The organism is Streptomyces sp. NPDC001787 (assembly GCF_040297465.1).
Taxonomy (GTDB): domain Bacteria; phylum Actinomycetota; class Actinomycetes; order Streptomycetales; family Streptomycetaceae; genus Streptomyces.
The window spans coordinates 1-24834 of record NZ_JBEOZE010000055.1; the positions used below are offsets into that span (position 1 = coordinate 1).

General features: G+C 71.8%; 23 protein-coding genes and 1 tRNA gene. 9 read left to right on the top strand and 15 right to left on the bottom strand.

Annotated features, from left to right (window positions below; translation table 11 throughout):
• Positions 1-192: 192 nt before the first annotated feature.
• The 3 genes from ABT170_RS39555 to ABT170_RS39565 form a co-directional block, all read right to left on the bottom strand.
• The gene (locus tag ABT170_RS39555; RefSeq protein WP_351875926.1) at positions 193-909 is read right to left on the bottom strand and encodes a nucleotidyltransferase family protein; all 717 of its coding nucleotides are present in this window, start codon (positions 907-909) and stop codon (positions 193-195) included.
• Between the two features lie 53 nt (positions 910-962).
• The gene (locus ABT170_RS39560) at positions 963-1376 is read right to left on the bottom strand and encodes a hypothetical protein (RefSeq protein WP_329942135.1); all 414 of its coding nucleotides are present in this window, start codon (positions 1374-1376) and stop codon (positions 963-965) included.
• A 223-nt stretch (positions 1377-1599) separates the two neighbouring features.
• Positions 1600-2736 (bottom strand): ABC transporter ATP-binding protein, encoded by a 1137-nt coding sequence (locus tag ABT170_RS39565; RefSeq protein WP_329942134.1) that lies wholly within the window; start codon positions 2734-2736, stop codon positions 1600-1602.
• A 179-nt stretch (positions 2737-2915) separates the two neighbouring features.
• On the opposite strand from ABT170_RS39565, the gene ABT170_RS39570 reads away from it, so the two are divergent.
• A tRNA-Thr gene (locus ABT170_RS39570) sits at positions 2916-2989 on the top strand.
• Positions 2990-3161: 172 nt separating this feature from the next.
• On the opposite strand, the gene ABT170_RS39575 is transcribed toward ABT170_RS39570, so the two are convergent.
• The 4 genes from ABT170_RS39575 to ABT170_RS39590 all read right to left on the bottom strand — a co-directional run bounded on the left by ABT170_RS39575 (position 3162) and on the right by ABT170_RS39590 (position 9394).
• Entirely contained in the window at positions 3162-4604 is a 1443-nt protein-coding gene (locus ABT170_RS39575) for a Cys-Gln thioester bond-forming surface protein (RefSeq protein ID WP_443034258.1), read from the bottom strand.
• A 358-nt stretch (positions 4605-4962) separates the two neighbouring features.
• Positions 4963-6876 carry a serine/threonine-protein kinase gene (locus ABT170_RS39580; protein ID WP_351875930.1) on the bottom strand — a complete coding sequence of 638 codons (1914 nt, stop codon included), beginning with the start codon at positions 6874-6876 and terminating at the stop codon, positions 4963-4965.
• Between the two features lie 309 nt (positions 6877-7185).
• Positions 7186-8595, bottom strand: a complete 1410-nt coding sequence (locus ABT170_RS39585) for an NAD(P)/FAD-dependent oxidoreductase (protein ID WP_351875933.1) — start codon at positions 8593-8595, stop codon at positions 7186-7188.
• Positions 8596-8644: 49 nt separating this feature from the next.
• Entirely contained in the window at positions 8645-9394 is a 750-nt protein-coding gene (locus ABT170_RS39590; protein WP_351875936.1) for a rhomboid-like protein, read from the bottom strand.
• A gap of 32 nt (positions 9395-9426) precedes the next feature.
• Here ABT170_RS39590 and ABT170_RS39595 point away from each other — a divergent pair, with 32 nt between their 5' ends.
• Together ABT170_RS39595 and ABT170_RS39600 are read left to right on the top strand one after the other, a co-directional pair.
• The gene (locus ABT170_RS39595; protein WP_351875939.1) at positions 9427-10347 is read left to right on the top strand and encodes an aminoglycoside phosphotransferase family protein; all 921 of its coding nucleotides are present in this window, start codon (positions 9427-9429) and stop codon (positions 10345-10347) included.
• Positions 10348-10505: 158 nt separating this feature from the next.
• Entirely contained in the window at positions 10506-11018 is a 513-nt protein-coding gene (locus tag ABT170_RS39600) for a GNAT family N-acetyltransferase (RefSeq protein WP_351875942.1), read from the top strand.
• 220 nt (positions 11019-11238) lie between these two features.
• On the opposite strand, the gene ABT170_RS39605 is transcribed toward ABT170_RS39600, so the two are convergent.
• Positions 11239-12240, bottom strand: coding sequence for a zinc-binding dehydrogenase (locus tag ABT170_RS39605; RefSeq protein WP_351875945.1), 1002 nt, complete (start codon positions 12238-12240; stop codon positions 11239-11241).
• Between the two features lie 129 nt (positions 12241-12369).
• Between ABT170_RS39605 and ABT170_RS39610 the strand changes: the two genes are divergently transcribed.
• Positions 12370-13059, top strand: a complete 690-nt coding sequence (locus ABT170_RS39610; RefSeq protein WP_329942127.1) for a pentapeptide repeat-containing protein — start codon at positions 12370-12372, stop codon at positions 13057-13059.
• Between the two features lie 39 nt (positions 13060-13098).
• Here the strand turns inward: ABT170_RS39610 and ABT170_RS39615 are convergent, their stop codons facing one another.
• From ABT170_RS39615 to ABT170_RS39625, 3 genes are all read right to left on the bottom strand, one after another.
• Positions 13099-13596, bottom strand: coding sequence for a hypothetical protein (locus ABT170_RS39615; protein WP_329942252.1), 498 nt, complete (start codon positions 13594-13596; stop codon positions 13099-13101).
• A 209-nt stretch (positions 13597-13805) separates the two neighbouring features.
• The gene (locus tag ABT170_RS39620; RefSeq protein ID WP_329942126.1) at positions 13806-14450 is read right to left on the bottom strand and encodes a response regulator; all 645 of its coding nucleotides are present in this window, start codon (positions 14448-14450) and stop codon (positions 13806-13808) included.
• Positions 14447-15778: a sensor histidine kinase gene (locus tag ABT170_RS39625; protein ID WP_502970640.1), complete on the bottom strand. Its 1332-nt coding sequence runs from the start codon at positions 15776-15778 to the stop codon at positions 14447-14449. Before ABT170_RS39625 ends, ABT170_RS39620 begins: the two co-directional genes overlap by 4 nt.
• Before the next feature lie 337 nt (positions 15779-16115).
• On the opposite strand from ABT170_RS39625, the gene ABT170_RS39630 reads away from it, so the two are divergent.
• The 4 genes from ABT170_RS39630 (at position 16116) to ABT170_RS39645 (ending at position 20179) form a co-directional block, all read left to right on the top strand.
• Positions 16116-16673 carry a GlcG/HbpS family heme-binding protein gene (locus ABT170_RS39630; protein WP_329942125.1) on the top strand — a complete coding sequence of 186 codons (558 nt, stop codon included), beginning with the start codon at positions 16116-16118 and terminating at the stop codon, positions 16671-16673.
• Positions 16674-16701: 28 nt separating this feature from the next.
• Positions 16702-17298 (top strand): ankyrin repeat domain-containing protein, encoded by a 597-nt coding sequence (locus tag ABT170_RS39635; protein WP_329942124.1) that lies wholly within the window; start codon positions 16702-16704, stop codon positions 17296-17298.
• Positions 17299-17405: 107 nt separating this feature from the next.
• The gene (locus ABT170_RS39640; RefSeq protein WP_443034265.1) at positions 17406-18584 is read left to right on the top strand and encodes a YncE family protein; all 1179 of its coding nucleotides are present in this window, start codon (positions 17406-17408) and stop codon (positions 18582-18584) included.
• A gap of 209 nt (positions 18585-18793) precedes the next feature.
• Positions 18794-20179 carry a M1 family metallopeptidase gene (locus tag ABT170_RS39645; protein WP_329942249.1) on the top strand — a complete coding sequence of 462 codons (1386 nt, stop codon included), beginning with the start codon at positions 18794-18796 and terminating at the stop codon, positions 20177-20179.
• A gap of 65 nt (positions 20180-20244) precedes the next feature.
• On the opposite strand, the gene ABT170_RS39650 is transcribed toward ABT170_RS39645, so the two are convergent.
• The 3 genes from ABT170_RS39650 to ABT170_RS39660 all read right to left on the bottom strand — a co-directional run bounded on the left by ABT170_RS39650 (position 20245) and on the right by ABT170_RS39660 (position 23268).
• Positions 20245-21828, bottom strand: a complete 1584-nt coding sequence (locus tag ABT170_RS39650; RefSeq protein WP_351875951.1) for a M4 family metallopeptidase — start codon at positions 21826-21828, stop codon at positions 20245-20247.
• Between the two features lie 139 nt (positions 21829-21967).
• Entirely contained in the window at positions 21968-22504 is a 537-nt protein-coding gene (locus ABT170_RS39655) for a GNAT family N-acetyltransferase (protein WP_351875954.1), read from the bottom strand.
• A gap of 188 nt (positions 22505-22692) precedes the next feature.
• Positions 22693-23268 (bottom strand): TerD family protein, encoded by a 576-nt coding sequence (locus ABT170_RS39660; protein WP_266932130.1) that lies wholly within the window; start codon positions 23266-23268, stop codon positions 22693-22695.
• 193 nt (positions 23269-23461) lie between these two features.
• On the opposite strand from ABT170_RS39660, the gene arfB reads away from it, so the two are divergent.
• Positions 23462-23887, top strand: coding sequence for an alternative ribosome rescue aminoacyl-tRNA hydrolase ArfB (gene arfB / locus ABT170_RS39665; RefSeq protein WP_329942121.1), 426 nt, complete (start codon positions 23462-23464; stop codon positions 23885-23887).
• Between the two features lie 263 nt (positions 23888-24150).
• Here the strand turns inward: arfB and ABT170_RS39670 are convergent, their stop codons facing one another.
• Positions 24151-24657 carry a flavin reductase family protein gene (locus ABT170_RS39670; RefSeq protein ID WP_329942120.1) on the bottom strand — a complete coding sequence of 169 codons (507 nt, stop codon included), beginning with the start codon at positions 24655-24657 and terminating at the stop codon, positions 24151-24153.
• Positions 24658-24834: the final 177 nt, after the last annotated feature.

Below are 24834 nucleotides of genomic sequence, written 5' to 3' on the forward strand. Positions count from 1 at the left end.
GCCCCCCCGCCAGACGGGCGCACCGCGCCCGCGCGGGGGGGCGGGCACCGAACCCGGCCCCCCCCCCCTCTGCGCGCCGCCTTCTCCGCCGCTCTCCGCAGCTTCTCAGCGGCCTTCTGCACAGCTTTCCGTGCAGCTCCCTGCGCGGGGGCCCTCCGAGCGACCCCGTCCGCGACCCCGTCCGCGGCTCTGTCAGCCCGCCTGGGCGCCGAGTTCCTTCGCGGCCTCGGTGAGGTCCTTGGCGGTGTCGATCGCGCGCCAGTAGGCCCCGTGCGGCAGCGGGTACCCGGCGAGGCTGCGTTCCCGGGCCAGCCGGGGGAACGTCGTCCGCTCGTGGTCGCCCCGGTCGGGCAGCAGCTCCGTGAACGCGGGCGAGAACACGTACACCCCCGCGTTGATCAGATACGGCGAGGGCGGCGACTCGATGAAGTCCGTGATGTGCCCGAACGCGTCCGTCTCCACCGCGCCCCAGGGAATCCGGGGCCGGGCCAGCGCCAGGGTCGCCGTGGCGTCGCGCTCGGCGTGGAAGGCGGCCATCTCGCGCAGGGAGAAGCGCGTCCAGATGTCGCCGTTGGTGGCGTACCAGGGCTGCCCCGGATCGGGCAGTCGGGCCGCCGCGTACTTCAGGCCCCCGCCGCGGCCGAGCGGCTCCGTCTCGACGACGGTCGTGACGCGCAACGGGAGATCGGCCGAGGCCAGCCATTCCTGGAGGACCTCGGCGAGATGGCCGCACGAGACCACGGCGTCGGTGACGCCCTCGGCGGCCAGCCAGGAAAGCTGATGGCCGATGATCGGGGTCCCGGTTCCGGGGATCTCGACCATCGGCTTGGGGCGGTCATCGGTGTACGGGCGCAGTCGCGAGCCCTGGCCACCCGCCAGGACCACTGCCTGCGTCGGATACGTATGCATGCCAGGCACGATATGCGGGCCGGGCGCGCTGTGCGGTGCCCGTACGGTCCGGCTCAGCTGAACTGTGCAACACCCGAGGCGAACGAGGTGTCGCAGACCGGGCGGGAGAAGCGGTGGGCGCGCGTCGGGCCGTACTGCTCGACGGCCGCCTTGCCCAGGGCCTTGGCGATGGACATGCAGTGCCGGGCGAGCGAGGGGCGCTGTTCGACGGCGCGCTGGAGATCGGTCAGCGCGGCGGCCGGATCCTTCTCCCGGAGTTCCACGAGCAGCTTGTCGCGCAGGACGTCCTGCGGGGCATGCGGCTTGGCGCGCTTGGAGATGGTCTCCGAGGCGGCGGCCAGCAACGGGGATTCGTTGTTCTGCGCCGCCCACGGAACGCGGGTCACCGCGAGGGTTCCGGAGAGAACCATGACGACGGGCAGGACGAGAGCGAGAGTTCGGCCGATTCGGCGCGCGGTGTGGGTCACGCAGGCGAGCGTAGCGGGGAGTGAGGAATTGACGACATTCCGTCACTCATGTGAGGGATGGTTCGAGGCGGTCATTCGAATCCACGGTTGACGGGTCGGGGTGAAATGTCTCATCCGGCAGGGTATTTCGAGCCATCCGCAGACGAAACGCGAACACGCCGCGTGCGACGCGAACGGCCCCGCACCCTCGAAGGGTGCGGGGCCGTGCGTACGGCGTGCGGGATCAGCCGGTGAGGCGCTCACCGGTCGAGGTCGCGAAGACGTGCAGTTCGTCCGGGCGCGGGACGACGTGCAGCTCGGTGCCCTTCTCCGGAACGGCGCGGCCACCGACGCGGACGACCAGGTCCTTGTGCTCGCCACCGACCTGCGCGGCACCGTAGACGAAGCCGTCGGCGCCGAGCTCCTCGACGACGTTGACCGAGACGGCCAGGCCGGCCGGGGCGTCCGAGGAGTCCTTGGTGAGCGACTTCGCGGCGGCGCCGCCGTGCTCGACGATGTCGAAGTGCTCGGGGCGGATGCCGACCGTGACGGTCGTGTCGCCGCGGTCGGCGGCGGCGGTGAGCGCCTCGCGGGAGACCGGGACGACGCTGTTGCCGAACTTCACGCCACCGTCGGTGATCGGGACCTCGACCAGGTTCATGGCGGGGGAGCCGATGAAGCCGGCCACGAAGAGGTTCGCCGGGCGGTCGTACATGTTGCGCGGCGAGTCGACCTGCTGGAGCAGCCCGTCCTTGAGGACCGCGACCCGGTCGCCCATGGTGAGGGCCTCGACCTGGTCGTGGGTGACGTAGACGGTGGTGATGCCCAGGCGGCGCTGGAGCGACGCGATCTGCGTACGGGTCGAGACACGGAGCTTGGCGTCGAGGTTCGACAGCGGCTCGTCCATGAGGAAGACCTGCGGCTCGCGCACGATGGCACGGCCCATCGCGACACGCTGACGCTGACCACCGGAGAGCGCCTTCGGCTTGCGGTCCAGGTAGTCGGTGAGGTCCAGCATCTTGGCGGCCTCTTCGACCTTCGCCCGGATGTCGGTCTTGTTCACACCGGCGATCTTGAGCGCGAAGCCCATGTTGTCCGCGACGGACATGTGCGGGTACAGCGCGTAGTTCTGGAACACCATGGCGATGTCCCGGTCCTTCGGCGGCAGGTGCGTGACATCGCGGTCACCGATGCGGATCGCGCCGCCGTTGACGTCCTCAAGACCCGCGAGCATGCGCAGGGAGGTCGACTTGCCACAACCGGAGGGACCGACGAGGACGAGGAACTCACCGTCCGCGATGTCGATCTCAAGCTGGTCCACGGCCGGCTTCGTGGAGCCGGGGTAGACGCGGGACGCCTTGTCGAACGTGACACTGGCCATGCTGATTCTTCTCCTCCACCGGCAGGAACGTGCCGGACGATCCGAGTAAGGGAGTGGTCTGGTCCACTTGAGTGGGCCCGATGTGACGCTACCTGGCGTTTTCGAATCTGTCAGTAGTCCTGGTCACCCGGAATATCTCGTCCGGTCCCCGCGCGTCGTTGGATACACTGCTCCGGCACGCCTCCTTAGCTCAGTTGGCCAGAGCAACGCACTTGTAATGCGTAGGTCGTCGGTTCGAATCCGACAGGGGGCTCGGCGGAACCCCAGGTCACATAGCTCGTGACCTGGGGTTTTCTGTCTCTCAGGAGGAAGCCGTAGCGGTTGGTCACCCCTTCGGAGGTGCCATGACCGGCGCCGGTGGACAGCAAATGCGACAGGCCCGGCACGCATGGGCGTACCGGGCCTGTCCGTTGCCTACCGGTCAGCTACTGACCAGCGGTCTTCTTCCTGCGCAGGATGTACACCGCCGCCGCGCCCGCGACCACGAAGGCCGCCGCTACGCCTGCGATCACCGGTGTGGCGCTGGAGCCGCCGGTCTCCGCGAGATCACCACTGCCCCCGGCCGTGCCGCCCGTCGTGTCATCGCTCGGAGCGGGGCTCGGGCTGGAGGACGGGGTCTCCCCGCCACCGCCCGTGCCCGGGGCGGGAGTGCCCTGGGTTTCGCAGTCCAGGACGCCCTGGAAACGCTCGGAGAAGCCGTTGGGGCCCACGACGGTGAAGTCGTACGCCTCGTCCTCACCGACCGGTACCGTCACGGTCTTCGTCTCGCCCGCACCGACCGTGTGCTTGGCACCGCCGAGTTCGAAGGTGAACGGGGCGTCGCCCTTGTTGGCGGCCTTGACGTCGATGCCGCCCGCGGTGCAGTTCTTCTCGGCCGTCACCGAGGGGATAGCACCCTTCGAGGCCCAGTTCACAGTTGCTTCCGCAGTGATCGTGGATTCGGTGGAGCCGGCCAGGATCTGTGTCTGGCTCTTGCTCGGGCTCGCGAACGCCCGGCCGACCGGAACCTGTGTGGTCGCCTTGGCCGTGAGCGAGGCCCTGCCGTCGGCCGTGCCTGCGGGCACGTCGAAGTACAGAGCGGTGCCGTTGACGGCCGACGTGACGGGCTGACCGTTCTTGTCGGTCACCTTGACCCCTGCCGCCAGGCCGTCGGCGTTGGCGGCGACGGAAATCTGGTCGGCGTTGGTGCGCACCGTCACAGGACCGATCTTGTCTCCCGACTTGCCGGATACCGCGTTCGGCTCCAGCGTCAGAGAGGTCTTCGGCTCCTGCAGGTTCTGGGCCTGGGACTCAAGCCAGTCCGCGAGCTTCTCGGCCTGTTCGTTCTTGGCCTCGACCTTCACCCCGTCCGAGATCCGCCAGATGGCGACCTGCGTACCGGCGGCGGCCGTCTTGGCGGTGAGTTCCCCGGCGCCCGCCTTCTGGGAGAGCGCCGCCAGATCGGCGGCCTGCGGGTACGAGTTCCGGAGGATCCAGAGGATCTTTCCGGCGTCCTTGTTCACGCCGAGCGACGTCTGACCCCACGGGGTCTCAAGGTATTTCGCCTTGTTCTGAGTCGGGTTGTGGATGTCGATGCAGTATGTCTGCAGTCGACCGCCACCCTCGACACTCATCTCGAACAGTCCTGCGGAGATGTTCTTCGTCCTGCCGTCACCGATGTCGAGACGGGCCGAGTCGTACGTCTTCAGTCCGTCCAGAGTGGCCACCGCGCCACCCTGGTGGTGCGTGTCATCCCCATCGGCCGAGGCGCTGTTGGCCCCAGCAAAGGATCCCAGGACCAATAGTCCAACCGTGGCCGCCGTTGCGGCTATTCGACGACCGGCGGTTCCTCGCGCGGGCGTGACGGATGTTGAGAAAGGTGCAAACACAGCAGTCCCCTCCGATGCGGCTCATCCTTGAGGCGCGACAGATGCGCCACACGAGATACGTGGGAGAGTCGCGAAACCAATGCCAAGTGCCCCATGAGCACGAGGAGATCCTATGAGCGAGATGTGCGGGAGGATCCTCAGCGGCACTATCTCAATGTTTCGAATCGACATCGTTATCTCCGGTGATTGGGCGTACGAGTACGCACACGCTCCGTGACAGCGATGTGCGCCCCCCACCTGGAGGTGCCGGCGCAGGACGGCCAGGTGGTGCTCCAGGTGTGCGGGCTGGAAGTTGGGGGCGCCGATGGTTCACGCGGCGCTGCGCGAAGCGCTCGGTGCCGCTGCGGGGAGTCGGTGGTCAGGCGCCGCGCCAGAGTTGTGACGGCTCCGAGGGATCGCAGGTCGTGGTGAGGAATCCGATGCTGCTCGCCATCTGCAGACAGGTCTTCTCGGCCACGTTCATCAGCGTGTGGCCGTTCGACCGCGTCGCCCCGATCCGCCAGGTCTGCGACTCGGAGCCGTTGCAGGTCTCGATGGAGGGCCCGGCCGGGCCGTTCACCCGCAGACACTTGCCGGTGCCCTGGCTGACGAGCTTGAACATGCCGCCGGATGTGGCCTTGTACGTCCACCGGTAGTACAGCGTGACCCCGTTGTGGGCCGGCTCGCCGCACACCTCGTTGCGTACGTCGCTGCCTCCGAACGGCGAGGCGGAGTCCGCGAGGCATCGGCTCATGGACGCGTTCTTCAGGTACCGCTGTCCCGTGGGTACGGTCGCCTGTCCACCGCCGGAACTGTCCGACCCGCCGGAACCGCCCGAACCGCCCGGGTCGCCGGACCCGCCTCCGTCACCCGAACCGCCCGAGGGGCCGCCGCCGTTGCCGGAGCCGCCCGAGGGGCCGGAGTCGCCCGCGTCGCCGCCGTCCTTGGCGCCGCCGTCCTCCGGTGCGCCGGAGGAGGCGCCCGGCGTGGCGGACCCCGCCCCCGGCTTGGCGTCCGAGGAACGGGAGGGCGGGGACACCGTGCTCGGTGCGCGTCCGCCCGCCGCGGATGCGGAGGGGCCGGCGGTGGCCGAGGGCGTCGAGCCGTCCGGGCCCGCGCCCTGCGGGGCGCCGATCCGGTAGGGCCCGAGCGCCAGGGTCAGCGTCGTGCCCACCGTCACCACGACGGGGAGCGCGACGAGCAGCACCCGGGTACGGCGCTCGCGCGGCGCACGGGCGGCCCTACCGGTCGCGGCGGCCTCGGGTGAACCGGGTTGCGCGACAGGGGCGGGGGCGGGGGCGGGCACCGCCCCGGCCGGCCCTGCCCGCTCCGGCTCGGCCTCCTCGATCACCGGTGGCGGGTTCGACGCGAACGCGGCGCGTTCGGTGATCCGGTCCGTGACGGCGGCCGGCCACGGCGCGGACACCGCGGCGGGTACACGGTCGCGGGCCAGCTCGAAGAGTTCGGCGGCGGTCGGCCTGGCCTCGGCGTCCTTGGCGAGGCACGACTCGACGACGGCGGCCAGGTCCGGGTCGATGCCGGGCAGCCGGCCGAGATCGGGCTCGGTGTGGACGATCCGGTAGAGCAGACCGGGCCCCGACCCGTCGCCGAACGGCGGTCGGCCGTTCGCCGCGAAGAGCAGCAGGCTGGCGAAGGCGAACACATCTGCCGCGCCCGTCAGTTCGCGGTCCGCGACGGCCTGTTCGGGTGCCATGTAGGCGGGCGTCCCGATGATCATGCCGGTCCTGGTCAGCCTGCTCTGGTCGACCGCCCGCGCCACGCCGAAGTCGATCAGGGTCACACCGTCGAGGGTCAGCATGACGTTGGAGGGCTTGAGGTCGCGGTGCACGATGCCGGCGGCGTGCACGGATCGCAGGCCCTTCGCCCCGTCGCGCAGCAGCCGCCAGAGACTGTCGGCGGGCAGCGGGCCGCCGTGCAGCCGCAGCGCGTCGCTCAGGGTGAGGCCGGGTATGTACTCCGTGGCGAACCACGGCGGTTGGGCCGTGCGGTCGCTGGCCAGCATCGGCGCGCTGACGCCGGCCGGCAGCTTGGCCAGGTTGTCGAGCTCGTGCCCGAAGTGGCGCAGGAAGTCCTGGTCCGCGGCGAGCGCCGGCAGCACCTGTTTGACGGCCGCGTACCGGCCCGCGGCGGTGCCCAGGTACACCCGCCCCATGCCGCCGGCGCCGAGCACACCGAGCAGCCCGAACGCGCCGATCCGCCGGGGATCCCCCGGTTCCGTCGGTGTCGCCCCACTGCCCCGCAGATATGAATGGTCTTCCGGCCCCCCGTGCATGGGGTCAGGCTAGCCCAGCCTCCGACGGACCCTCTCCCGACCCCAAGTGCGCCTGTATATAGGTGATTTGGCCTGGATGGGCGGGGTCCGTCATGGCTCGTCGGGCTGCGGACCCCACGGCCCGTCCCATCGGACTGCGGACCCCATCGCCCGGCCTCGCCGGGCTGGGTACCGCACCGACCGCACCGACCGCCTCGTCGGACCGCGGACCCCACCGACCGCACCGCCCGCCCCGTCGGGCTGTGGACCCCATCGCCCGGCGCGCCCGGCGCGGACGGGCCCGTCCGGGCGGGGTGCCGCGGACACGGCTCAGCCCCGTCCCGCGATCCGGTCCGCCGCCCTGGCGAGCGGGTCGGTGGCGAGCCGAGGGGAGGCCGACTCCCGGCGGTCGGCGGCGCGGTAGGCGGCGTACATGCCGTGGACGCCGAGCCACCGGAAGGGTTCCGGTTCCCAGCGGCGGACCTTGTGGCCGACCCAGGGCAGGGCGGTCAGTTCGGTGGGGCCCGCCTGGCCGGAGTCCTGCTGGATCAGGTCGCGCAGGGTGCGGGCGGCGAGGTTGGCGGTGGCCACGCCGGAGCCGACGTAACCGCCCGCCCAGCCGAGGCCGGTGGAGCGGTCCAGGGTGACGGTGGCGCACCAGTCGCGGGGGACGCCGAGGACACCGGACCAGGTGTGGTCGACACGGGTGCCCGCCGTGGTGGGGAAGAAGCGGACCAGGAGGTCGCGGAGGGCTTCGACGGTGGCGGGCCGGGTGCGGGCTGCGTCGTCGACGCGCGCCGCGGCGGAGCCGTAGCGGTAGGGAACGCCCCGGCCGCCCAGAGCGATACGGCCGTCGGCGGTGCGCTGGGCGTAGACGTACGCGTGCGCCATGTCGCCCAGCGTCTCGCGGCCCTCCCAGCCGATGGTGTCCCAGACGGCCGCGGGCAGCGGTTCGGTGACGATCATGGAGGAGTTCATCGGGAGCCAGGTGCGTCTTTGGCCCTTGAGGTTCGCCGTGTAGCCCTCGGTGCAGCGCAGGATGTAGGGCGCGCGGACCGTGCCGTACGGGGTGATGGCGTGCTTGGCCTTGATCTCGGTGACGGGCGTCGACTCGTGGATCGTGACGCCGAGGGCCTCCACGGTGTCGGCGAGCCCCTTGACCAGCTTGGCCGGGTGCAGCCGCGCGCCGTGCGGGGTCCAGGTGGAGCCGACCGCTCCGGTGACCTTGACGCGCTCGGCGGTCTCCCGGGCGCCGCGCAGGACGCGGTCCGTCTCGCCGAACGCGATCTCCACGGAGTGGAAGTCCTTCAGACGGGCGAGCTGCGCCGGTGTGTGGGCCACTTCCAGGACGCCGCCCCGGTGGATGTCGGCGTCGATGTTCTCGTCGGCGGCGACGGCGATGACCTCGTCGACGGTGTCGTTCATCGCCTTCTGGAGCCGGACCGCCGCGTCGTGGCCGTGGAGCTTCGCGTACCGGTCGCGCCCCGCGATGCCGTTGTAGAGCCAGCCGCCGTTGCGCCCGGAGGCGCCGTAGCCGCAGAACCTGGCCTCCAGCACGGTGATGTTGAGGAAGGGGACGGCCTTCTTGAGGTAGTACGCCGTCCAGAGTCCGGTGTATCCGCCCCCGACGATGCAGACGTCCGCGGTCGCGTCGCCGGGCAGGGGTTCGCGGGGGGCGGGTGTGCCCTCCTGCGCGTACCAGAACGATATGCCGCCGTTGACGGTACTGACGGTGCTCATGATGCCCCTGGGGTGTCCGCTGTGCGCCGAGACTCTGTGTGACGGGACGTTACTGCGCGACAGGGGCTTTCGTCTTGTGCGCGGTACGCGAACCCGGCGGGTTGCGGGTCAGCGGGTAGCAGGCGAGTCCGATCAGCACGGCGGTGAAATGGCCCAGGTCGGTGAAGGTGCGGCCGGTGACGAGCGGGATGCCGTAGAAGACGAGGACGGCGAAGGCGTACACGTGCCGCCAGGGCGGCCGGACCCGGTAGGTGAGGACGGCGATGACGCCCGCGAGCGCGTAACTGACTCCGACGTCCAGGGTGTTGAGCGCGGACTGCGGTGCGTGCCCGTGCCGGATCGCCCAGGCCAGGACGCCCTCGCTGACCAGGGTGGCGAGGATGTGGGCGGCGGCGGCCACGCCGAGCCAGCGCAGGGTGCCGAGCCAGTGTTCGGCGGTGGCGTGGAAGACGGTGAACAGCACGGCGTACGGGAGCCACCGCCCGCCGTCGATCCACAGGGCACTGGAGACGAGGACCCGGACCGGGTTCTGCGACAGCTCGTGGATGTTGGTCGAGCGCTGGCGCAGGAAGTCCTCCTCGAAGTCCGGTGACATCCGGTGCATGACGACGGTGGTGACGAAGAGGACCGCCAGCCAGAGGTATGTGCCGGGGGCGCCGGTGATCCAGCGGCGCACGGCGGTGAGGGCGGTGCGGGCGACGGTGGTCCGGGCGGGTCCGGGGCCCGCACCGGGGGTGGCTGTGGTGCGGGTGTCGGTGGCGTCGGCCCGCCCGTGGCCCGGCCGGTGGTTTCGGGGCATAGCCGATTGACCCACGGCCTACGATCCGGAGCGTGATCGACATTCCGGATGAGCTGATCGATACCCAGTCCACATACAACGGGGAGGCCGGGCGGGCGTTCATCGCCGCGCTGCCGGGGCTGGCCGCCCGGTTCCTGGAGGAGTGGGGGCTGCGGCCGGACGGCGCGTCGATGTCCGGCATGTGCGCGCTGGTGCTGCCCGTGGTGCGGGAGGCGGACGGGTGCCCGGCCGTGCTGAAGCTTCAGATCGCGGACGAGGAGACGGTGGGGGAGCCGGTCGCGCTGCGGGTGTGGGGCGCGGCGGGGGCCGGGGCGGTGGGGCTGCTCGACCATGACCCGGTGACCGGCACGCTGCTGCTGGAGCGGCTGGACGAGCGCCGCCCGCTGTCGGCCGTGGCGGACGCGCGGGAGGCGGTGCGCATCCTCGCGGAGGTACTGGCCCGGCTCACCGCCGTACCGGCGCCGGACGGGCTGCGCGGGCTCGGGGAGATCGCGGCGCGGATGCTGGACCAGGTGCCGGGGGCGGTCGGGGCGCTGGCGGAGGAGTCCGAGCGGCGGCTGCTGACCGACTGCGCGGCGGCGGTACGGGAAGTGGCGGGCGAACCGGGCGGCCGGCTGCTCCACTGGGACCTGCACTACGACAACATCCTGGCCGGCCGGGCGGAGGCGGGCCGGGCCCACGAGTGGGTGGCACTGGACCCGAAACCACTGGCCGGGGACCCCGGCTTCGAGCTGTTCCCGGCGCTGGACAACCGGTTCGACGCGGCGGAGGTGCGGTGGCGGTTCGACGCGCTGACGGAGGCGCTGGGCATGGACGGGGACCGGGCACGTGCGCGGGCCTGGACGCTCGGCCGGGTGCTGCAGAACGGGCTGTGGGCGATCGAGGGCGGGCAGCGGCGGCTGTCCGGGGACCACGCGGAGATCGCCCGGCAGTTGCTGGCGCGCCGGGGGTAGGCGGGGGAGCGGGCGGGCCGGTCCGGGGGTACGGGGGTACGGGGCGGGGCCTGCGGAACGGGCCGGTACGGGGCGGACCGGGGCGGGGCCTGCGGAACGGGCCGGTCCGGGGCGGACCGGGGTGGGGGCCGTCGTGGGCGCCTGTTTACGCTGCCCCCATGATTCGTACCGCTACCCACGCTGATGTCCCGGTCATCCACGCCATGGTGCGCGAACTGGCCGAGTACGAGAAGGCCCTCGACGAGGCGAACGCCACCGAGGAGCAGTTGCACGAGGCCCTGTTCGGCGACCGGCCCGCCGCGTACGCGCATGTCGCGGTGGCGGACGGCGGGGGCGCCGGTGACGCCGGCGGTGATGGTGGGGGCGACGGCGAGGTGGTCGGATTCGCGCTGTGGTTCCTCAACTTCTCGACCTGGCGCGGGGTGCACGGCATCTACCTGGAGGACCTGTACGTACGCCCGGAGCGGCGCGGCGGCGGTCACGGGAAGGCCCTGCTGACGGAACTGGCGCGGATCTGCCGGGAGCGGGGTTACGAGCGCCTGGAGTGGTCGGTGCTGAACTGGAACGCCCCGTCCATCGCCTTCTACGAGTCGCTGGGCGCGCGGCCGCAGGACGAGTGGACGGTGTACCGGTTGACGGACGGGGCGCTGGCGGAGCTCGGCGCGAGCTGACGCCGGGGGCCGGCGGTGGGAACTGACGTCGGGAACCGGTGACGGAGTCCGGTGGCGGGAGCTGTCGGCGCGTGGGCGTGCGCGGGGTTCCGGTTCGGCTGCATCCGGATTCCGCCCATGCCACCGACTGCGGTTCCGCGCCTGCCTTTCGTGCCTGTTCGCGTGCCTGCTCCCGCGTCCGCTTCCGTGCCTGCTCGTGCGTCTGCTTCCGGTTCCGGTTCTACGGTTCCAGGACGACCTTGCCCATCGTGCCGCGGGTTTCCATGGCGCGGTGGGCCGTGGCCGCTTCTGCGAGCGGGTAGCGCTGGACGGAAGGGCGCAGCCGGCCGGCCGCGGCCTCGGCGAGGGCCAGGGTCTCCAGGGCGCGCAGTCCGCCGCCCTTCTGAATCATGGTGGGGCCGAGCACGCTCTCGGACGTGATGCCGCGTTCGGCGATCTCCTCGGGGGTGAAGGTGAGCGGGCCGCCCTTGTGGAGGTCCTCGCCGGACCAGCCGAACACGATGTGCGCCCCGCCCTTGCCGAGGAGGTCGACGGCGGCGCGGGCGGTGACCCCGCCGACGGAGTCGTAGACGACGGTGGCGCGGCGGCCGATCGAGTCCAGGTGGGCGCGGACCCGGCCGGGCCAGTCGGGGAGCGTGTAGTCGACGGCGAGGTCGGCGCCGTTGGCCTCGACCCGGGCGACCTTGGCGGGGCCGCCCGCGAGGCCGATGACGGTGGCTCCGGCGTTCTTGGCGTACTGCACGAGCAGGGTGCCGATGCCGCCCGCCGCGGCGGGGACGACGACCACGGAGTCCGGGCCCAGTTCGGTGAACGCGAGGATGCCGAGGGTCGTGCGGCCCGTGCCGATCATGGCGACGGCCGCGGCCTCGTCGAGTCCGGCCGGGATCTCGTGGAGCCGGTCGGCGTCGGCGACCGTGAGTTCGGCGTAGCCGCCGGGGGCCATGCCGATGTGGACGACGACGCGCTTGCCGAGCCACGCGGGGTCGGTGCCCTCGCCGAGCGACTCGACCGTTCCGGCGACCTCCCGGCCCGGGATCGTGGGCAGTTCCGCGACGGCGGCGTACGGGCCGGTCATGCCCTCGCGCAGGGCGACGTCGAGGAGGTGCACGCCGGCCGCGGCGACGGCGATCCGTACCTGGCCGGGGCCGGGCAGGGGGTCCTCGGCCCATTCGTGGACCAGGTTGTCGGCGGGGCCGAAGGCATGGAGGCGGATGGCTTGCATGGTGGTCTCCCCGGAGTCGTGCGCTGTGGGCGCTCCCCACCCTGTGACCTCAAGTGCTCTTGAGGTCAATCCCGGTTCCCGTGAGCCTCCCGGTGGGGCGTTGTCAGTGGTGTGCGTCACGATGGGGCCATGGCAGGAAGTGCGGGCAGGACCAGAGGCAAGAAGGACACCCTGACGGCGGCCCGTCGGCCGGAGGTGCGGCTGCCGCCGCTCGTTCCGTACGACGGGGTGGGGCTGGAGCCGGACGGGGACTACGACGGTGTGCGGTTCGAGGCGGTGGACCTCGCCGACGAAGCGGGTCCGGGGGCCCGCTTCATGGACTGCGCGCTGGACGGCTGCGCCCTGGACCGTACGGAGCTGGTCAGAGCCCGCTTCATCGACTCGGTGCTCACGGGGGTACGGGGTGTGGGCACCGATCTCGCGGGGGCTTCGCTGCGGGACGTGGAGGTCGTGGACGCCCGGCTGGGCGGGGTGCAGCTGCACGGCGCGGTGCTGGAGCGGGTGGTGGTGCGCGGCGGGAAGATCGACTACCTGAATCTGCGGAAGGCCCGGCTGAAGGACGTCGTGTTCGAGGGCTGTGTGCTGTCCGAGCCGGACTTCGGTGAGGCGCAGCTGGTGCGGGTGGAGTTCCGGGACTGTGTGCTGAAGCGGGCCGACTTCAGCTCCGTACGGATGGAATCGGTGGACCTGCGGACGGTCGCGGAGCTGGATATCGCCCGGGGTGTGGAGCGGCTGGCGGGTGCGGTGATCAGCCCGGCTCAGCTGATGGAGCTGGCACCCGCGTTCGCCGCGCAGATCGGGGTGCGGGTGGAGGCGTGAGGATGCCGCGGGCCGGGCGGTCGCGCGGCCCGCGGGTGGTCACAGGCGGGGGAAGCGTGCCTGGAGGTCCCAGATCACGGGGTTCTCGGTGAGCCCGTCGTGCATGTCGCCCAGGTCGGCGATCAGGTCGTGCAGGAAGTCGCGGGCCTCGCGCCGCAGGAGGGAGTGGCTGAAGGTGAGCGGCGGTTCGTCGCCGGGCATCCAGTCGGCCTCGACGTCGACCCAGCCGAAGCGGCGCGCGAACATCATGCGGTCCGTGGACTCGGTGAAGTCCAGCTCGGCGTACTGCTCACGGTGCGAGCGGTTGCCCCGCGGGTCCTGGTCGATCCGCTCGACGATGTCGCACAGCGCCCACGCGAAGTCGAGCACCGGAACCCATCCCCAGGCTGTGGATACTTCACGGTCCGCCTCGGTGTCCGCGAGGTAGACGTCACCGGAGAACAGATCGTGCCGCAGGGCATGGACGTCCGCGCGGCGGTAGTCGGTCTGCGGGGGGTCCGGGAAGCGCCGGGAGAGGGAGTAGCCGATGTCGAGCACGTGGTCGATGGTGTCATGCCCGATGACGGGGTCCGACACGAGCGGGTCGGCCGGAGGCCCGGCCGCCAGGGATTGCGGGACGGCCTTCAGCGACCAGGGCACGCTTTCAGCGACACGGGACGGCCTTCAGCGGTTACGGGACGGCTTACAGCGGTTACGGGACAGCCTTCAGCGACACGGGACGGCCGTCAGCGACCACGGGACGGCCTTCAGGGCAGCAGCCGCTGTTCCTTCGCCACGGCGACCGCGCCCGCCCGGGTGTCGACGCCGAGTTTGTCGTAGATGCGGCCCAGGTGGGTCTTGACCGTGGCCTCGCTGATGAACAGGGCGCGGGCGATGTCCCGGTTGCCGAGCCCCCGCGAGAGCTGGCCCAGGATGTCGAGTTCGCGCTCGGTGAGGGTGGGCAGCGGTTTGCGCATCCGGGCCATGACCCGGCTGGCCACCGGCGGGGAGAGCGTCGTGCGGCCCTGGGCCGCCGAGTGGATCGCGGCGAACAGTTCCTCCGGGCGTTCGGCCTTCAGCAGATAGCCCGTGGCACCCGCCTCGATCGCGCGGGTGATGTCCGCGTCCGTGTCGTACGTCGTGAGGACCAGCACATGCGCGGTCCTGGCTCCCGGCCCGGAGCCGGCCGCAACGATCCTGCGGGTTGCCTCCACGCCGTCGATGCCCGCGCCCAGCTGGAGGTCCATCAGGACGACGTCCGGGGCGAGTGCGGCGGCCAGGGCGACGGCCTCCTCGCCGCTGCCCGCCTCGCCGACGACCTCGATGTCCGGTTCGCTGCCGAGCAGGGCCAGCAGCCCGGCGCGTACGACGGCGTGGTCGTCGCAGAGCAGGATGCGTACGGTCGCGGTCATGCGGATTCCTCCGGGGCGTTCTGTGGTGCGGGGGTGAGGGGGACCGCTGCCGACAGCACCGTTCCCTCGCCCGGTGCCGACTCGATGGTGAGCGTTCCGCCGAGCTGCCGCACCCGGGCCCGCATCGCGGGCAGTCCGTGTCCGCGCACACCGGCCGGCGGGCGGAGCCCCGGAGCGGGCGGGCTGAAGCCGCGGCCGTTGTCGGCGATGTCGAGGACCACCCGGTCGTCCAGGTGCGTCAGGGTCAGCCCGGCCGCGGTCGCACCCGCGTGCTCCCGTACGTTCGCCAGGGCACCCTGGGCGATCCGCAGCAGCGCCGACTGCACCCGGTCCGGCAGCGGGGTGTGCGCGGTGCCCTCCACATGGCAGCGGACGGCGAGTGCGCCCTGCGTATGAGCCGTCTCACGGGCCGCGAGCGCGTACAGGGCGGCCTCCAGGCCGCCGCCCTCCGCCAGGTCGGCCGGGGCCAGATCGTGGACGAAGCGGCGGGCCTCGGCGAGATTGCGCTCCGCGATGCCGGTCGCCGTCCGGATGTGCCGACGGGCGGCGGCCGGGTCGTTGTCCCAGGTGCGGTCGGCGGCCTGGAGCAGCATCTGCTGGCTGGAGAGGCCCTGTGCGAGGGAGTCGTGGATCTCCATGGAGAGCCGCTGGCGTTCGGCGAGGGTGCCCTCGCGGCGCTCGGTGGCGGCCAGTTCGCGCCGTGTGCGCAGCAGGTCGTCGATCAGTTCGCGCTGCCGTGCGGCCAGTTCCCGTTGGCGTACGGCCTGACGCTGCATATGGACGAAGACGGCGGTGGCCACGGCCGCGACGGCGGGCGGGGCGAGCACCAGATTCGGGTCGAAGCCCGTCGCCAGCCGCAGTTGCGCGGCGACCACGAACGCGGTCAGTAGGATGACCAGGGCGATCGCGGCGCGCGGCGGAAGCAGCCGCAGCCCCGTGTAGAACAGCGGGACCGCGCACCACGCGAAGCTCGGCGCGAGAACGACCAGCACCATCCACACGACGACGAGGACCCCGAGCCAGGTCAGCCTGCGGGGTGTCGGGCGCGAGCCGAGGACGGGGCCGAGCAGGTAGAGCACGGCGAGGGTGACCGACAGCGCGATGACCCACGGTGTGCGGTCCTCGCCCGGGTGCCGCATCAGGAACCGGCTGAGCGAGGCGCCGAGCAGCAGGAAGAACGCGGCGTGCATGAGGAACGCGAGCCATCGCGCGTCGGGGTCGGGGTCGGAGCCGGCGGCGTACAGGTCGGCATCGGGACCGGAACGGGCATCGGGACCGGAGCCGGCGGCGTTCCGGCCGGAGGGCGACGGCCCGCCGTGCTGCTGCACCTCGTACCTCGCACTTCCTGCCGATGGCGATGGACCCGGCGGACGGCCTGCTGCCTGCCGCCTGTCGGCTTCCGCCTGCCTCTGCGGCCTTGCCGGCTCCGCTGACCTGCGCAGACCTCTCCATGGTGGCCCGAAGCGACCACCCCCGCATCAACCGATCGGCCGATGGGGCCGTCAGCCGAGTCGCGCCTCCGTTCCAGCCGGTACGCCGACGGTATCGGCCCGGATCCGGCCGGAGGATCGACATCGGAGCGAAACGGCGACCGGCCCGCTCGCCCCGCAGAGCCACCGGAGCCACCGGAGCCCCCGGGGCCACCGGACCACCAAGGAGCACACCATGAAGAAGATGTCGCTGCGCACCCGCGTCCTGACCGGTGCCGTTGCCGCCGCCGCCCTGGGTGCCGGAACCTTCGGCGCGATGTCCGCGAACGCCTCCACCCCGGCCGCCGCCCCCGCCGCCGCCGTCAAGGCCGACACCGCCAACCGGAACCTCCAGCAGAGCACCCACCTGACCGTGGCCGCCGCCACCAAGGCCGCGCAGGCCACCCTCGACGCCGCGCAGAAGGAGAACCAGCGCGTCTCCGTCGCCGTCGTCGACCGCAACGGCAACACCATCGTGACGCTGCGCGGCGACGGCGCGGGCCCGCAGTCCCCCGAATCGGCCGTGAAGAAGGCGTACACCGCCGTTTCCTGGAACGCGCCCACCTCCGAGCTGGCCAAGCGCCTGGAGCAGGCCCCGAACCTGAAGGACATCCCTGGCACCCTGTTCCTCGCGGGCGGTGCCCCGGTACAGGTCAAGGGTGCCCCGGTGGCGGGCATCGGCGTGGCCGGCGCCCCCAGCGGCGACCTCGACGAGAAGTTCGCCAAGGCGGGCGTCGCCGCACTCGCCAAGTAACCGCACCCACACACGTACGGAGAGACGCATGAACGCCCCCGATCACGACCTGCTCACCGCCGCACGCACCGGCGACACCGACGGAGTGCGGACCGCGATCGGGGGCGGCGCCCGCGTCGACGCCCGGGACGAGGAACTGCGCACCCCGCTGCTCCTCGCCGTCCTCGGCGACCATGTGGAGGCGGCGCGGCTGCTGGTGGCGGCGGGCGCCGACCCCGATGCCCAGGACCGGCGCGAGGACAGCCCCTGGCTGGCGACCGGCGTGACCGGGAGCGTCGCGATGCTGCGTGCGCTGCTTCCGGCGGATCCGGATCTGACACTGCGCAACCGGTTCGGCGGCATCTCCCTCATCCCCGCCGCCGAACGCGGCCATGTCGCCTACGTACGGGAGGTGCTCCGGGCCACGGACATCGACGTCGACCACGTCAACCGGCTCGGTTGGACGGCCCTGCTGGAAGCCGTGATCCTCGGTGACGGCGGCCGGGCGCACCAGGAGATCGTGGAACTGCTGCTGGCGGCCGGGGCGACACCCGGTCTGCCGGACGGTGACGGCGTCACCGCCCTGGAGCACGCCGAACGGCGCGGTTTCGCGGAGATCGTGGCACTGCTCCAGGACGACCGGTGACCGGCGGGAGCGCGCGGACCGCCGGGGAGGACGCGCGGACGACCGCACGGCAGAGCGCGGGGAAGACCGCCCGGAAGAGCGCGCGGAAGGGCGTCCGCCGGACGGTACTGGCGCTCGCCGCCGCCGCCGTGCTCGCCGGATGCGGGACGGGCGCGACGGGCACGGCCGACGGCACGGCGGGCGGCAGGGCGGCCGACCCGGCCCCCGACACGTCGGCCGACACGCCCACCGGCTCGTCCGGTGCGGCGACGGACTCCGCCGCACCCGCCCCGGACGGTTCCGGCAGGGTCCCGAACGGCACCCTCCTCGTCGCCGACTTCGGCAGCGACACCGTGACGTTCGTCGACCCGGGGCCCGGCAGGGGCCGCGGCCCGATCGCCGAGGTGAAGGCCGGCACCGCCCCGTACGGGCTCGTCGTCGGTGAGGACGGGCGGGCCTGGGTGGCGACCGCGGAAGGGGTCGCCGTCATCGACACCGCGACCCGGACCCGGCTGGCCCTCGTTCCGTACGGGACGGAGAGCGGCCCCGTCACGACCGGCGAGTACCGGGGCGGGGGCATGGGCATCGCCCTCGCCCCCGACGGCAGGCACGTCTACGTCGGCGTCAACGTCCCCGGCGGCAACGGGACGCTGGAGATCATCGACACCGCGACCCGCGAGGTGACCGCCACCGTGCCCGTGGGCCGCCGCCCCTTCGACATCGACGTCTCGCCCGACGGCCGCGAGGTGTACGCCACCGGCCACGACTCCTTCGATGTGACGGCGGTGGACACGGGGACGCTGGAGCCGCGGCGGATGGAGGTCGCCCCGTACGGCACCGAGGGCGGGCTCGGCTCCTGGCTGAAGCCGCACTACGCCGTCGTACGCCCGGCGGACGGAAAGCTGCTCCTGCCCTTCGAGGGCGAACGGCTCGCGGTCCTGGACCCGCGCACCGGCAAGGTGGGGATCGAGCGGATGACCGCCGACACGCACCAGCACGGAGCGGCCCTCGCCCCCGACGGCACCCTTCTCGTCGTCGGCACCGGCCCGATCGCCGCCGACGACGAGGACCCCTCCCTCACCGTCCGCACCCCGGACGGCAAGGAGCGCGTCGTTCCGCTGGAGGGACCGCACGAGGACGTGGCGGTGTCGCGGGACGGCCGCACGGCGTACGTCACGGGAGGCTTCACCCGCGACGGCTACTGGAACGGCATCACCGTCGTCGACCTCCACGACGACGGGGACGGGTACGCCGCACCGGTACGGATCGACGCGGGTGAACGTCCCCTGGGTATCGCCGTCCTCTGACCGCCCGCCGACTCCGACATTCCGCACATAGGATCATCGGTGTGGATCAGCGAACCCCGGCCCGGCAGCCCGCGGCACGGCAGCCCGCAGTACGGCAGTCCGAGGCCCGGCAGTCCGAGGCACGGCAACTCCCGGCCCGGCAGCCGGCAGCGCGGCAACTCCCGGTACGGCAGCTCCCGGACGGGCGGCGAACCTCCGTACGACGCACCATGCCCGCCGCCGCGCTGACGCTCGCGCTCGCCGTCCTCGGCTCGGCCTGCACGGGAGGCGGCGGCGGGGTGACCGGCACCCCCGGCGCCGCCGGGCTGCGCGACCCGTACTTCCCCAGGCTCGGCAACGGCGGCTACGACGTCACCCACTACGGCCTGACGCTCGACGTCGACCCCGTCGCCCACCGGCTTCGGGGGACGGCCGAGATCACCGCCCGCGCCACCCAGGACCTCAGCGCCTTCCACCTCGACCTCGCCGGGCTCGACGTCGAGAGCGTCACCGTCGAGGGGCGCCCGGCCGCCGTCAACCGGGCGGGCAAGGAACTGACGCTGCGCCCGGCCGCCGCTGTCGAGGACCGGCTGCGCAAGGGCCGCACGTTCCGTACGGTCGTGCGCTACTCGGGCTCCCCGCTGACCATCACCGACGCGGACGGGTCCGAGGAGGGCTGGCTGCGGACGGCGGACGGTTCTGTCGCGCTGGGCGAACCGGCCGGTTCCCCGGCCTGGTTCCCCGGAAACCACCACCCGAGCGACAAGGCCGCGTACGACATCGAGGTCACCGTGCCGAAGGGGCTGACGGCCGTCTCCAACGGGGAACTGACCTCCCGTCGCACGGCCGGGGACCGCACCACGTTCAGCTGGCACACACCCGAGCCCATGGCGAGCTATCTGGCCACCGTCGCCATCGGGAAGTTCGACACGAAGGAGTCCGTCACCGCGGACGGCGTCGCGGTGTTCACGGCCGTGGACCCGGAGGTGGCGGAGGCGAGCGCCCCGGCCCTGGGCAAGCTCGCCGAGGTCATGGAGTGGGGGGCGGAGAACTTCGGCCCGTACCCCTTCGGCTCCACCGGCGCGGTCATCGACCGCGGGGACGACGCCGGGTACGCCCTGGAGACCCAGAACCGGCCGTACTTCCCGGGCCCGCCCGACACCGGGCTCCTCGTCCATGAGCTGGCCCACCAGTGGTTCGGCAACTCCGTCACGCCCCGGACCTGGCAGGACATGTGGCTCAACGAGGGCTTCGCGACGTACGCGGAGTGGATCTGGCTGGAGGACTACGAGGACATCCCGGCCCAGGACAGCTTCGACGAGGCCTTCGAGGACGACGACAACTGGGCCTTCCCGCCCGCCGAACCGCCGTCCGCCGCCGATCTCTCCGAGCCGCCGGTGTACGGGCGCGGGGCGATGGTCATCCATGAGATCCGGCTGGCCCTGGACGACGACGAGGCGTTCTTCGACCTGATCGCCGGATGGACGAAGGCCCACCGGCACGGCAACGCCTCCACCGAGGACTTCACCGCGTACGTGGAGGAGGAGAGCGGTCAGGACCTGACGGAGCTGTGGGACACCTGGCTGTACGGCGAGAGCCGGCCGCCCGAGGGCTGACCGGCTCCCACCACATGTCACGTGCTCAGCAGCCGCGGAACAGCCGCTGACCGCTCCGCGTCACCTCACTTGACGTTGACGCCGGTCCACGCGTCGCCCACGGCCTTGAGCTCGGCGCTGTCCGCGCCGAACAGGTCGGTGGCCGCCTTCTCGGTCGCGACGCGCGCGCCCGCGTAGTCGGTGGAGGACGTCATGTAGACGGAGAGGGCCTTGTACCAGATCTGGTAGGCCTTCTCGCGCCCGATACCGGTGACCGTCGAGCCGTCGGCGGTCGGGGAGTCGTAGTCGACGCCGTTGATCGTCTTGGCTCCGCTGCCCTCGGACAGCAGGTAGAAGAAGTGGTTCGCGACACCGGACGAGTAGTGCACGTCCAGGTCACCGACGCCGGCGTCCCAGTAGTCGGCCGAGCCGCCGTCCTTGCTGGGCTCGTCCATGTAGCGCAGCGGGGTGCCGTCGCCGTTGATGTCGATCTTCTCGCCGATGAGGTAGTCCCCGGCGTCCGTGGTGTTGTCCGCGAAGAACTCCACCGAGGTGCCGAGGATGTCGCTGGTCGCCTCGTTGAGGCCGCCGGACTCGCCGAAGTAGTCCAGGTTGGCGGTGGCCGCGGTCAGACCGTGGCTCATCTCGTGACCGGCGACATCGAGGGCGGTGAGGGCGCTCTTGTTGTCGGCCCCGTCGCCGTACGTCATGCAGAAGCAGCTGTCGTCCCAGAACGCGTTGACGTACGCGTCGCCGTAGTGGACCCGGGAGTAGGCGGCCTTGCCGTCGCCCGCGATGCCGTCGCGGCCGAGCGCGGTCTTGTAGAAGTCCCAGGTCTTCGCGGCGCCGTAGTGGGCGTCGACCGCGGCGGTCTGGCGGTCGTTGCCGGTGCCGTCGCCCCAGGTGTCGTCGTCGTCGGTGACGAGGTCGCCGGTGCCGCTCTCGCCCTGGTTGAGGTCGTACGTCTTGTGGCCGCCGCGCTCGCCGTCGGTGAGCTCGAAGCCGGAGTCGCCCTGGGTGGTGGTCAGTTCGACCTCACCGCTGTACTGGCTGTTTCCGGTGCCGGTCTCGATGGCCTCGAAGGAGTGCAGCTTCTTGCCGGTGATGGCGTCCGTGATGATGTGCAGCTTGCTGGGCGTGCCGTCCTTCTGCACACCGGTCTTCACGGTCTCGAACGCGAGGACGGGCTTGCCGCTGCCCGCGAAGATCACCTTGCGCGCGGCGGCGGCGCTCTTCACCTTCGGCGTGGTCGACGGCACCGATATCGGCGCCTTGGTCGCCTTGTCGACGCTCTTGAGCTTGCCGTTGCTCGCGATGTGGGTGACCAGGTCGCCGCCGAGGACCGGCAGTCCGGCGTAGGTGCGCTCGTAGCGGGTGTGCACCGTGCCCTGGGCGTCCTTGATCACATCACGGACGATCAGCTTCTCCCGGCCGCCCAGTCCGAGGGTCTCGGCCGCCGAAGCCGCGTCCGCCTGGGCGTACTTGATGGCCGTGCCGCGCTGCGCGGCGGTGTTCACGCCGAGCGCGGAGGCGGAGACGGAGGCCGTACGCGACGAGGAGTCGCTGTCGCCGGGAGTGGCGACGGCCGAACCGGCCTGCACGCCCGCGACCACCATGGCGGCGACCGCCGCGAGTGCCGCGGCACGACGGGTGTTCATGTGGGGGTTCATCTGTGTTCTCCGTTGGTCGTCCTGTGGGGGGACTACGAGCGGAGAGCGTGCCACCGAATGACCGTCTTTGACGGTGTGCTGACAAATGCCTCACAAGTTTTTGACCAGTTCTTGTCCGACTGGGGTACCTGTGTGTCCGTTATTCGGCGGACTTGGGAGGGTGCAGCGATGTGCGCAGGATCGCGCAGGGGCGGCCCAGTTGACGGTCCGGCCGATGGCCGATGACTTCGTAGCCGAGCGCGGTCCAGAAGGCGAGCGCCCGGGGGTTGTTCTCCAGGACGGCGATCCGTACGCCGTCGCGCCCCGCCGCACGGAAACGGTCCTCCACGAGCCGGGCCAACTGGCGCCCGTACCCGGAGCGGTGCTGCCCCGCGTCGACCATCAGGAGCCCGATCCACGGGTCCGGGTCGGCCGGGTCCGGATGGTGGGCGAGCGTCACGGCGACCCCGACGAGGGCGCCGCCCGCGCGGGCGAGCAGCACCTCGGCGTCGGGGTGGGCCAGTTCGTCCGCGAGCGCGGCGGCGACCTGCTCGGGGCGGATGTCGTCCGGGTCGGGGAAGTCGCCGCTCAACTGCTGGAACGCCTGGTTGGACGCGTAGAGCGCGGTGAGTTCGGTGAGCAGCGGACCGGGGATGTCGTGGGGCCCCGCGCCGAGGTCCAGCGGTTCGATGATCATGCGGCGCACCCTACGTGCCGCCCGCGGGCCCCCGCCGACGGCGCCGAACGGCACGCGCTTTCCCCGCCGGCGCCCGAGGACACGGGCTCCCGCCGACGGCGCCGAGGGCATGGGCCTCCGCCGACGGCGCACGGGAGCCCCCGGCCGGGGTGGCGGCCGGGGGCTCCCGTGGAACGGTCAGGAACGCGTCAGAGGTTGACGCCGAAGTCCTGGGCGATGCCGCGCAGGCCGGAGGCGTAGCCCTGGCCGACAGCGCGGAACTTCCACTCGGCACCGTTGCGGTAGAGCTCGCCGAAGACCATGGCGGTCTCGGTGGCGGCGTCCTCGCTCAGGTCGTAGCGGGCGATCTCGGTGCCGCCGGCCTGGTTGATGATGCGGATGAACGCGTTGCGGACCTGGCCGAAATTCTGGCTGCGGTTCTCGGCGTCGTAGATGGAGACCGGGAAGACGATCTTGTCCACGTCGGCCGGCAGACCCGCCAGGTTGACGTTGATCTGCTCGTCGTCGCCCTCGCCCTGGCCCGTGACGTTGTCACCGGTGTGGACGATGGTCTGGTCCGGCGTCGACTTGTTGTTGAAGAAGACGAAGTGGCCGTCGGAGACGACCTTCCCCGCCGGGTTGACCGCGATCGCCGAGGCGTCGAGGTCGAAGTCGGTGCCGGTGGTGGTGCGGACGTCCCAGCCGAGGCCGACCGTGACGGCGGTAAGGCCCGGTGCCTCCTTGGTGAGCGAGACGTTGCCGCCCTTGGACAGGCTTACTGCCATGGGAAGTCCCTTTCCTCGTCGTGTACGGGCTTCGTGCCATCACGAAAGCTACCGTCACCCGTCATAACGCAGATGATGGACCACGAGGTTCCTGGTCCCTTTACTTTCTTTGCCGAGGTTCTGGCGCAATGCGCCGCACGGGGATGGCAAAAGAAGGTGACGTACGGGCCGCGGTGCGGGGAACATAGGTGTCATGTCCGGGCCCTATGTCATCCGCGGTTCGGTCTCCCTGCCGGAGGCCGAGCTCATGTGGCGTTTCTCGCGGTCCTCCGGGCCGGGCGGTCAGCACGTCAACACCAGCGACTCCCAGGTGGAGCTGCGCTTCGATCTGGCGGCGACCGAGGCGCTTCCCGAGGTGTGGAAGGCGCGGGCGCTGGAGCGGCTGGCGGGCCGGCTGGTCAACGGTGTGGTGGCGGTACGGGCCTCCGAGCACCGTTCCCAGTGGCGCAACCGTGAGACGGCCGCCGTACGGCTCGCCTCCCTGCTCGCCGAGGCCACGGCGCCGCCGCCCAAGCCGCGCCGCAAGAGCAGGATTCCCCGCGGGATCAATGAGCGCAGGCTGCGGGAGAAGAAGCAGCGCGGGGACACGAAGCGCGGGCGCTCGGGCCGCGACTGGTAGCGAGGCCGCCACTCGGGCCCCGGGCCGGCCAGTACCCCGGCCGGTCGGTGCCAAGGCGGCCAGTACTCCGGGCCGGCGGGTACCAACGCCGGGCCCGGCCTCGGACCGAGCAGGCCTCGGACGGGTCAAGCCTCAGTCCGGCCTCGGACGGGTCAAGCCTCAGTCCGGCCTTGGACCGGTCAAGCCTCAGTCCGGCCTCAGCCCTCAGCCCCGTCTCGGCCCGGTCGGTACTCAGTCCTGAGCCGGCCTCGGGCCCTCGGCCCTCAGTCCAGCTGGCGGTAGCGCCCCCTGAAGTACGCCAGCGGGTCGCCGTCCGCGCTCGGCAGGGCCGCCGTCATCACCCGTCCGATCACCAGCGTGTGGTCACCGGCCAGGACGCGCTGCTCCGTACGGCACTCCAGGGTCGCCAGCGCTCCGCCGACCAGGGGGGCTTTCGTCACCTCTCCCCGGACGTAGGGGATGTCCTCGAAGAGCAGCCGGTCGCTGATCCGGCCCTTCATGGCGAACCGGCCCGCGATGTGCCGCTGGCTGCCCGCCAGTACGGAGACGGCCCAGAGCGGCTGCTCCGCCAGCAGGTCGTCCATCCGGGAGCCGTTGCGCAGGCTCACCATCACCAGCGGCGGGTCCAGGGAGACCGACATGAAGGCGGTCGCCGTCATCCCGACGTCCTCGCCCCGGCCGTGCTCGTCGAGCGGTGGCTCCTGCGCGGTGACCAGCACCACTCCTGCGGCCAGCCGCGCGAGGGCGGCACGGAACTCGTCGTTGCTCACCCCCTCAGCATGAGGGACGGGTTCGGGACGCGGGGAAGGGGGCTTTGTCTGCAACACACCGTGCACGCTAGCCGCGGGCGCCGGACGGCCGCATCGGGCCAGGGGACCAGCCGGGTCCTAGGACTCCGGAACCACGAGGACTGGAGGGGGCCGTCGGGGGCACGCTGCCGGAGCGGG